The following is an 8458-nucleotide window of genomic DNA, read 5'->3' on the forward strand; positions in this document are numbered from 1 at the left end:
CTTACAGGAACCTTACAGGATAGCTTACCGTTGTATAACAGAAGGGATACTTCGGGCCAACCTGTCCCGAAGATAGCACAGCTTACTTATGTATAACAAAAGACCGGATTCTCCGGCCTTTTATCAATCAATTTTTAAATTGCAGAATAAAGGTGCTGCCTTTTCCCGGAGCTGATTTAACACTGATTGTTCCTCCCTGACGTTCCAGAATCATACGGGTCAAATACAGACCGACACCACTTCCTTCTATCTTTTTTATGGCTGGCTCGTTGGAACGATAAAAGCGCAGAAAAATTTTATTATACTCGCTTTCTTGTATACCGATACCCTCGTCTGTAATTTCAATGCGGGTATAAAAATGTTGTTTCTGCACGGAAATGTTAATATGGCTGTATTCGGGGCTGTATTTCACTGCATTGTCTAAGACATTGATAATCGCTTCGCTCGTCCAATGCTCATCTAATTGTAAGGAGATATTTTCAATTTCTTGCAAGGCAATTTCAATATTTTTCTTTCTGGCTTTTTCATAAATTCCATTAACCGCAGTTACAAGTAAATCATTTAGAAATACAGGCTGTACGGACAGGGAGATCATGGCAGTCTCCAAACGTGATATGTTCATCAAGCTGGAAATCAACTGCTCCAGCTTTACTAATTGTGTCTGGCTTCTTTGTAAAAATTCGGCTTTCTCATCAGTGTTCCCAGCATCAAGATACATATAAAAACATGTTTTTAACGCCGCCATCGGTGTTTTTAGTTGGTGAGATATATCTGTGACAAGTGCTTTTGTGCTTTCTTTTTCTTGAATGATTTTCGTATTTTTTGTTTTAATTTGGTGTCCTAACTGTTTTAGGCGGTCGCCTACCTGATTTATCATAAAATCAATTCGACCTTTGCGAATCGGTTCCGTACTAAATGCAAAAGAGAAATCTTCTGATAAATACTGTTCTAATATCTGCGATAATTTCAGGTTATAACCGCGGATATTAATATAAATATATAAAAGCAAGGCAAACAGAAACAGGATTGCGGTAATCAGAAAAAAGGCTGTCCAGTTTTTCCATGCAATCAGGTAAGAGGCGTAAAGTGTGTTATCCGATAGTAAATGATTCTCGTCATAGCCATATTGATTCAAAATTTTTTCTCCGGTTTCTTGCCAATGTTTTGTTGGCTTGCGAAGCCCCAAAATAAAATTTTGTTCAAGCTCTGGGTTGTTTTCAAGCACAGCCCCACAGATTTGTTGTACTGTTACCAGTTCTTGCCTGCCTGCCTCTTTTAACATATCATGTTCTATTTTGGGCAGTACAATAATTTCAGCGGCAAAAATAACAAACAAGAAAATCAGAATTAGCTTGAACAAAAGTGAAACCTCTTTTTTGACTATCATTTGGTGTCACACTCCATTTCCCAGACATATCCTAATCCGCGCACATTTTTAATATAAACAGGATTGGAGGGGTCTGTTTCGATTTTTTCCCTAAGCCGCCGGATATTAACAGCAACAGCATTTTCATCTACATAGTCTGAATTAATATCCCATAAGTGTTCAAGTAGTTGGTTGCGGGAAAGAATACGTCGTGGATTTTCAATAAAGACCGTCAATAACTTCCAATCCGTTGGTGTGATGGAGAGGGGAGTATCACCTTTTGTAACACGCTTTTCGTCTAAAAAGAAGGTGAGTTCTCCTGAATGAATTACCGTATCAAGTGACCTAGCGTTACGTTTTAATATGGCGTTGATTTTTGAGATAAGCACACTCATACTGAATGGTTTTGTTATATAATCATCAGCCCCCATTTCGTAGCCGGTTATCATATCCACCTCTGTATCTAAGGCGGTTAGGAATAGAAAAAGTACATCACTTTTTTTGCGGAGAGTGTTGCAGACGTCTAGGCCAGTTCCGTCAGGTAAGCCAATATCGCAAATGACAAGATCAATTTTATTATTGTGAAATATATATAAACCTTCGGTTACAGTGGAGGCAGAGAAAACCGTATAGCCTTCTTTTTTTAATTTTAGGCTAATTCCACGATTGAGATTTTCTTCATCTTCAATAAGTAATATGTTTTGCATAGGCAACTCCTTATGTATATTGTGTTAAACTTTATTACATTAAACCACATACATTATATATGAACATCTTTTTCATGGCAACATTATAATAATATGAAATAAAATACTACTCTGCATAAAATTCTATTACATTCCAATACTATCACCTGAAATGTACAATGACATAGGGTGATAAATTATGTACCAAGACGAGAGAAAGTTTGACTTTCATGGCTTAGGGCTGGCTCTCAAAAAGGCCCGTGAGGAACGGGGCTGGACGCAAGCCTATGTTGCGGAATTAGTTGGAAAAACTGACCGCACAATTATGAATATTGAGAACAAGGGGCAACACCCCAGTTTTAATCTGTTCTTCAAGCTCGTTACCATGTTTGATATTTCCGTAGACCAGTTTTTCTACAAGGAAAATCAGCGGAGCGGGGAAAGTTGCCGTAAGCACATTGATGTTATGCTCAATGCGATGAATGAGAAGGAGCTTGTTGTCATGGAGGCCACAGCCGAAGGGCTGAAAAAAGCAAGGGAAACGGAGGTTCAGGAGTAAGAGCCTCTGTTTTTTTGTGTCATTTTTCGGGGTGTCACTAAATGGCAAGCAATTCCTCCGTGGCCACAGATGGCACGGAGGAGGCTTGTTGGGGCCCGCCCCAAACCCGGAACTTCGGGCCATACTGGCCCGAAGTGGCTGCGTCGCTTTGCTCCTTATTTTCACCGTCTCTATCGCTCCTGTTCTTTCTTTTTATCCTGCCCGGCATAGCCCAGCAGATAATCAATGTTTGCTTTCGCCGTGTTGACTTCCTGCATATCCCGCCGTATTCTCTGATACTCCGCATAGAGCTTCCGTTTCTGCTCCGCCAGCCTCCGTCCTTCTTCTTTTAGTACGTCCATCTTCGGGAGCTTCGCCCCGTCAAGCAGACGCTTCAAGTCAGCCTGTGCCGCCCGGTAAAGCTCAATGTCCGCCTCATGCTCCGCAAGGAATTTCCGGCTGTATTTTGCCGCTTTGTATTTCTCAAAGACAGGCCGTGTGCGGGCATACTGTACCGTGGCCGCTTTCAGTTCCCGGTTGGTATTCATGGCGTTCTCTGTCCGCTTTATCTGGTCAGAGAGGACGTGGAAACAGTCTGTTGTCTCGGCGGCCTTTTTCTCCAATTCCCCGTATTCCGTCAGGCCGTTATCCTGCAAATAGGCGAGTGCGGCGGCCATCTGTTTTAAGTTGAATACTTTAGCCCAGCGCTCATATCCCGGCCCTTTCCCCTCGGCCAGCTTTGCCTGAATATCCACCAGCAGATTGACCTTGCGGGGGCTTTGGCCGGAGCGTTTTCGGCTCCCGTCTATGACAGCCAGTATGTCTTTTAAGTCATACCCTTCCCCCAGCGTGGAGGCCCGCAGACGGGTAAACCGTTCCTGCCCCTGTCCGGCCAGCCGGAAAGACAGGCCGCCGCCTCTGACCTTCTTGATTTCATAACCAGCCTGTTCCATGAGGGAGAGGAAGGCCGCCAGATTGCCGGGGCGCTTTGCCAGTGCCGTGTCGATTGCCAGCCGCAGTTTATCCTGAAAGTTAAGCGGCCTCTCCCTGTTTTGGAGCCATTCGCCATAGTTTTTATAATCCCCTTTGCTCCGGGGCTTCGGATTCTCCACAATGGATAATCCATTTTCCAGACACAGCCGGTCGGAGAGCCTGCGCAGGGCAAAGGACGAGCCCCAGAAATTACGGAATTTCCGGGTGCAGTCGAGGGTCGTTGAATTGTAATAAATGTGACAGTGAATGTGTTTCTTGTCCGTATGGGTGGTGACGATAAAGGCATGGCGGCCTTTTGTCCAGCGCATAGCCAGCTCATACCCGATACGGTTCGCCTCCTTTGGCGTAACCTCCCCGGGGAGGAAGGACTGGCGTATCTGATAGCACAGGATATCGTCCTCCTTTTTCTGCTCCCGGCCTGTGATAGCCTTATAGCTGGCCTTTGCCAAAAGGAACTCGGCGGCCACCGTGGCCGGGTCACACTCGTATGAGGAAACGTATTTTCCGTTCTCCGTCTTTTCAGGATTTTTCCCATAGTCGAGACAGTCACGGACTGCCTCGGCTATGGTTTCTCCCTCATTGGCGTGACGCTTCAAAAGAGTGGTGGTAGCCAGATGAATCCCTCCTTCCCAAACAGAACAGCGGCCCTTGCGAGCCGCCGTCATTGGCCTCGGGCCAGTGTGGCCCGAAGCAGTATCAGCTTACGAGGAACTGGCGGAGGGAACTGCCCAGCCCGTCCACCGCCTCAATCAGAAGCCCGGCAACCGCCTGCAATCCATAGGGGGAAAGCAGGAAAGCCAGAAACAGGAAGATGAACCCGCCGTGTGGGGTGGGCGTAAAGAAAAGCCCGATACCCAAAAGCGCCGTTATGACAGAAGCCACTGTCAGGAGAAATGAACAGATATCAAACAGGAACATCAACATGGCCGCAAGGATTGTCAGCACCAGCATGACGGGAGCGGCAAACAGCTTTAGCAGTAATCTCATTTATAACGCCTCCTTTTATTCTTTCTACTTATATTTTACCATGGCGGCTCTGGGACAGGAATGTTGCGAATGATTAGCGAATCCTGTCCCGGGACTTCGGGCCACACTGGCCCGAAGCCGCTGGGGAAAGAAGTGTCAGGCCAGCATATCCTCGTAGCTTTCCATGATCTCCATCATCATCAGGACACCAAGATGAAAGCCATATTTGAACTTGTCAAAGGCCCTTGAACTTTCTATTTCTTCATCTGCCTGGACGAGTTCATCAAATAGTTTTTTCTGCTCCGGGGAGAGTGTGGCAATCAGTTTTTGCCGCTTTTCTTCCCGGTTGCGGGCCATTTTCATAAGTTCGGGATTCTGTCCCGGCTGTATGCTGTTCATGCCAATGGGTGCGTCATACAGTTGTTCTATGATACGATACATAGAAATCCCCCCTATTCTTCTGAACCGTAAGGTACGGCAAATACCTCCGCCATCATCAGGACACCCAGCCGGTAGCCGTCAATGAAACGGGCGGTAGCTGATAATTCGGCCACGTCCAGTTGCAGATCTTCCAGCTTTTTTAACAGGCTGCTTTCCGTGGGATTGAGCGCCGCATACAGGATATTTTCAATTTCGCAGATTTCTTTCATGCTTTCCCCGTATTCCGGGTTCTCCTTTATGGTGCTTGCCATAGTAGAGAGGTCATCGTTTGCAAGTGCTTCTAAAATTCGTTCCATGCCGTTTTGTCCTTTCCGTATTGTTTTTCACAACGCCTTGCAGGACACAGCCGCACAGTGTATAATATTTATGCGGCCGCCTCGCAGGTGGCTGTGGGGAAAGCGGTGTAATACGTTCGCCAACGGGCACCGCTTTCCTTATTTTTTGTCTGCATGAAGGGCTTTGATTCCATCCCGCAGGCCCTGTGGGCGTGACACGCCCCGTTCCTGGCAGTATCCGTCCAACAGCTCTAATTCCTCCGGGGTCAGACGTACATCTACCCGGAGGTTTTTTGGGTTGTCTGTGGCCGGACGCCCTCGCCGCTTCTTTGGCATACATACCCCCTTTCCTCGCCAACACCACTATTATATTTTTTTACCGCCAATAAATCAAGGTTGCCTTTTGGCGGCTGTTTGGGACTTCGGGCCATGGTGGCCCGAAGCTCAAAAAAAGACAGGGCGGCAGGCCATAACTGTCCATGGCCGCCGCCCCGTCTGTTACTTTGCCACCAGCTCGGAAAGCTCTTTGAGTACATCGGAAACCTGCCCCCACAGCGTTTCATAATCACGCTGGAGCCCTGCGATTTCCTCCGGGTATACGCCGTACATGTTGGCGTGGACGGCCACCTGATTGAGATTGTTGGCACACCGCCGCTGAAGGGAAACCAGCTCTTTTACGGGAGAGAGATCAACATGGAGGATATAGCCGTTTAATGCCATCTTGCGCACATAGGCCCCGGCGTTGGTGATACCGGCCTCGTCCATGCGTTCCCGGATTCTTGCCAGTTCCTCCGCCGTCACCATCACATGAAGGTGGATATCGCGCCTGCGGCCTTTCATCTGTCCTCACGTTCCCGGCTCCGTTTGCGGGAGGGCGGCTCCTTTACTTTATCCAGCGGCTTTCTGTCCGGTTCCGGGGGAGCCGGAGGGAGCGGCGTGTTGTTGGGAATCCCGTCAATCATGTTGCAGTTCTGCTCTGTGGAAAGCTCTGCGTTTTTTAAATAATTGTCTTTTTCGTGCATGGTTCGTCCTCCTATCTGTCCTCGTGGGAGTGGCCGCCCTTTTTCGCAGACGGTTCCCTGTTTTCCTTTTCCTGTTTCGCCTCTTTGCGGAGCTGGGCGGTGCTCGACCGTTTTTCTTTCCGCTCTGCCTCCAATTCTTCCATGGCCTCAATCCGTTCGGAAAGCTGTTCCGGGGAAAGGGGCTGTTTCAGGATATAAGTCCCAAAATCCGGGTGGAACCACGTCAACCGCCGTTTGTCACCGAAATGGCGGCTGTCCTCCCATTTGCCAAGCGCCTGCGTCTGTTCCTCCATTTTCTTTCTTATGTCAGGATTCAGGCGGGAGGGTTTGAGCTCATAATCAGCCACCAGCTTTTCCGGCAGCGGCTTTGTATAAATCAGTTCTCCCCACGTCCGTATGGAATTGCCTTCTACCATCGTCCGGTTATCGTAAGGCGCAATCTCCAACAGTCCCAGCTCCTTTGATTTTGGGAAGGTGTTTTTATCAAGGGGATAGTGGGTGTAATACCGGTAATAATCCGTTACCATCGGCCTTTTGCCCTCCGGCAGTTGCGGAACCTTGTAAACATAGTCGTAGGAGGACAGGAACCTCTCAAATTCTTTTTCCGGCGGCAGGATACCACGGCAGGCCGTATAGCCATAATAATTGCGTTCCCCTTCCGGCATAACCGTGAAATGCCAGATTACGGAGGGGGACTGCGCCTCCGGGTTATGGGCCAGCGCAAAGCCCCGGCCATTCTCAAAGACGGCCTCCTTCTGGATTTGATACCCTTTTAAATCTTCCATGCAGATTCTCCTTTCCGGCCTCGGGCCAGCATGGCCCGAAGTCTGGTGATGTTACGAAATAAACGGCAAAACCGGGGGCGGAGGTATCAGATTATCACGGCCCCGGTTCTGCCTCTTAGAAATCCTGCAAAATCAGGTTTTCCCAGAGGGCAAAACGTAACAGGAGCCCTCCGTTTTCCTCCTCATTTTGCGCATACGTTCCCGGCTCTTTTTGCGGTTCCCCTCGGCCTTGCAGGCTTCGGAGCAGTAGGCTTGCCGCCCCATCGGCAAAAAGGGCCTGCCACAGACCGTGCAGGGCCGGAGCCCGGGGGCGGGCCCTTCCTCCAATAAGGCAGTTTCCAATGCCGGATTGAGGGGCAGGACGGAGCGCCGGAAGTAGCGGCAGTAAGCGCCTGTCCGCCATTTATTCAGCATATAGCAGGGGCAGTCCAGCGGGAGGCACAAGCCGGTTTCGCTGTCATAGCTGGCGCACATGCCCGTGACAAGCCCCCGGATTTTCTTCCTCTCGTCACGGGTCAGCTCCCGGGCCATCAGGACTTCGGGCCATGTTGGCCCGAAGCCTGCGGCTCCACAAGCAGGGCACGGAACTTTTTCCGGCAGCGTCCTTTCTGATTTTTGCACTCTTTGGCATAACGGCACCCGGCGCAGGGGCCGGAGCTGCCCCTGCCCGGACGGGGAGCCTCCTTCATCATCTGTTCAAAAGGGCTGTCTGTGAAATTCATTCCCTGTCCTCCTTTTCTTCCCCGTCTGCTTCCAGTTCTTCCTCGTCCCACGGCGGGGTATCATCTTCTTCGGATTCCTCCGGTTCCCCGGCTTCTTCCTCATACTCGCAGTAATCATCCTCCAAGTCCGGGGCCTGATGTTTGGGCTTATAGATTTTGAAGTAATATCCGGCCCCGCCGCCAATCAGGACTACCGCCGCAACCAGAAGGAGGGAGAACAGGCCGTTGTCTGCCTTATCCTCTTTGGGCGCGGGCTCCGGCTGTTCCGGTTCCTCCGTGGGCGTTTCCGGTTCCGCTTTCGGTGCGGGTGTGGTTTCCGGCTCTACAGCCTTACCTTCACTGTCTTTTTCCGCAAGGGGAAGGAGGTCTGTTTCCGTGACGGCGTTCAGGAAATAGACGTTTTCGCTGGACTTCTGGTTATCAATCACCAGAAAGAAGATATTCTCGTCCGGGGTGGTGATGGTGTAAAATTCCTTCCCGTCCTTGTCGGTGGCCTTATCCACCACGGTTCCGGTTCCGTCCGGGGTGAAGGGGTTGGGCTCCGCTGGTTCTTCCGGGGCCACGGTTTCAGCCGGTGCGGTTTCGGCCTGCGGTTCGCTGCTCTGGGCGTAGGCGGGGATTGTAAAATAAGTACCGCACAGCAGGCAGGCGGCCAGCGCCGCCA

Annotated in this window: 14 protein-coding genes; 1 reads left to right on the plus strand and 13 read right to left on the minus strand. The window is 49.7% G+C overall.

Features of this window, described 5'->3' with window-relative positions:
* Positions 1-127 precede the first annotated feature (127 nt).
* Positions 128-1387 carry a sensor histidine kinase gene (locus HMPREF1548_RS26585; RefSeq protein ID WP_021639911.1) on the minus strand — a complete coding sequence of 420 codons (1260 nt, stop codon included), beginning with the start codon at positions 1385-1387 and terminating at the stop codon, positions 128-130.
* Positions 1384-2073, minus strand: a complete 690-nt coding sequence (locus HMPREF1548_RS26590; protein WP_021639912.1) for a response regulator transcription factor — start codon at positions 2071-2073, stop codon at positions 1384-1386. Before HMPREF1548_RS26590 ends, HMPREF1548_RS26585 begins: the two co-directional genes overlap by 4 nt.
* A gap of 178 nt (positions 2074-2251) precedes the next feature.
* On the opposite strand from HMPREF1548_RS26590, the gene HMPREF1548_RS26595 reads away from it, so the two are divergent.
* On the plus strand, positions 2252-2611 hold the full coding sequence (locus HMPREF1548_RS26595; RefSeq protein WP_021639913.1) for a helix-turn-helix transcriptional regulator: 360 nt from the start codon (positions 2252-2254) through the stop codon (positions 2609-2611).
* A 170-nt stretch (positions 2612-2781) separates the two neighbouring features.
* Here the strand turns inward: HMPREF1548_RS26595 and HMPREF1548_RS26600 are convergent, their stop codons facing one another.
* The 11 genes from HMPREF1548_RS26600 to HMPREF1548_RS26645 all read right to left on the minus strand — a co-directional run.
* The gene (locus HMPREF1548_RS26600; RefSeq protein WP_021639914.1) at positions 2782-4248 is read right to left on the minus strand and encodes a relaxase/mobilization nuclease domain-containing protein; all 1467 of its coding nucleotides are present in this window, start codon (positions 4246-4248) and stop codon (positions 2782-2784) included.
* A 31-nt stretch (positions 4249-4279) separates the two neighbouring features.
* Positions 4280-4570 (minus strand): CD1845 family protein, encoded by a 291-nt coding sequence (locus HMPREF1548_RS26605; protein ID WP_021639915.1) that lies wholly within the window; start codon positions 4568-4570, stop codon positions 4280-4282.
* Positions 4571-4705: 135 nt separating this feature from the next.
* The gene (locus tag HMPREF1548_RS26610; RefSeq protein ID WP_021639916.1) at positions 4706-4990 is read right to left on the minus strand and encodes a DUF6809 family protein; all 285 of its coding nucleotides are present in this window, start codon (positions 4988-4990) and stop codon (positions 4706-4708) included.
* Positions 4991-5001: 11 nt separating this feature from the next.
* Positions 5002-5286, minus strand: coding sequence for a DUF6809 family protein (locus HMPREF1548_RS26615; protein WP_021639917.1), 285 nt, complete (start codon positions 5284-5286; stop codon positions 5002-5004).
* Between the two features lie 138 nt (positions 5287-5424).
* Entirely contained in the window at positions 5425-5601 is a 177-nt protein-coding gene (locus tag HMPREF1548_RS30170) for a hypothetical protein (protein WP_021639918.1), read from the minus strand.
* Positions 5602-5763: 162 nt separating this feature from the next.
* Entirely contained in the window at positions 5764-6105 is a 342-nt protein-coding gene (locus HMPREF1548_RS26620) for a plasmid mobilization protein (RefSeq protein WP_009296709.1), read from the minus strand.
* On the minus strand, positions 6102-6287 hold the full coding sequence (locus tag HMPREF1548_RS26625; RefSeq protein ID WP_009296708.1) for a DUF4316 domain-containing protein: 186 nt from the start codon (positions 6285-6287) through the stop codon (positions 6102-6104). The genes HMPREF1548_RS26620 and HMPREF1548_RS26625 overlap by 4 nt, the downstream gene beginning before the upstream one ends.
* Before the next feature lie 11 nt (positions 6288-6298).
* On the minus strand, positions 6299-7072 hold the full coding sequence (locus HMPREF1548_RS26630) for a defense against restriction DarA-related protein (protein WP_021639919.1): 774 nt from the start codon (positions 7070-7072) through the stop codon (positions 6299-6301).
* A 132-nt stretch (positions 7073-7204) separates the two neighbouring features.
* Positions 7205-7603, minus strand: coding sequence for a cysteine-rich VLP protein (locus tag HMPREF1548_RS26635; RefSeq protein WP_021639920.1), 399 nt, complete (start codon positions 7601-7603; stop codon positions 7205-7207).
* Complete coding sequence (locus HMPREF1548_RS26640; protein WP_021639921.1) at positions 7603-7794, minus strand: hypothetical protein; 192 nt, start codon at positions 7792-7794, stop codon at positions 7603-7605. The genes HMPREF1548_RS26635 and HMPREF1548_RS26640 overlap by 1 nt, the downstream gene beginning before the upstream one ends.
* The coding region (locus HMPREF1548_RS26645; protein ID WP_021639922.1) for a DUF4366 domain-containing protein at positions 7791-8458 on the minus strand (668 nt) is incomplete at its 5' end. The genes HMPREF1548_RS26640 and HMPREF1548_RS26645, both read right to left, overlap by 4 nt.

Source organism: Clostridium sp. KLE 1755, from assembly GCF_000466465.2.
Classification (GTDB): domain Bacteria; phylum Bacillota; class Clostridia; order Lachnospirales; family Lachnospiraceae; genus Eisenbergiella; species Eisenbergiella porci.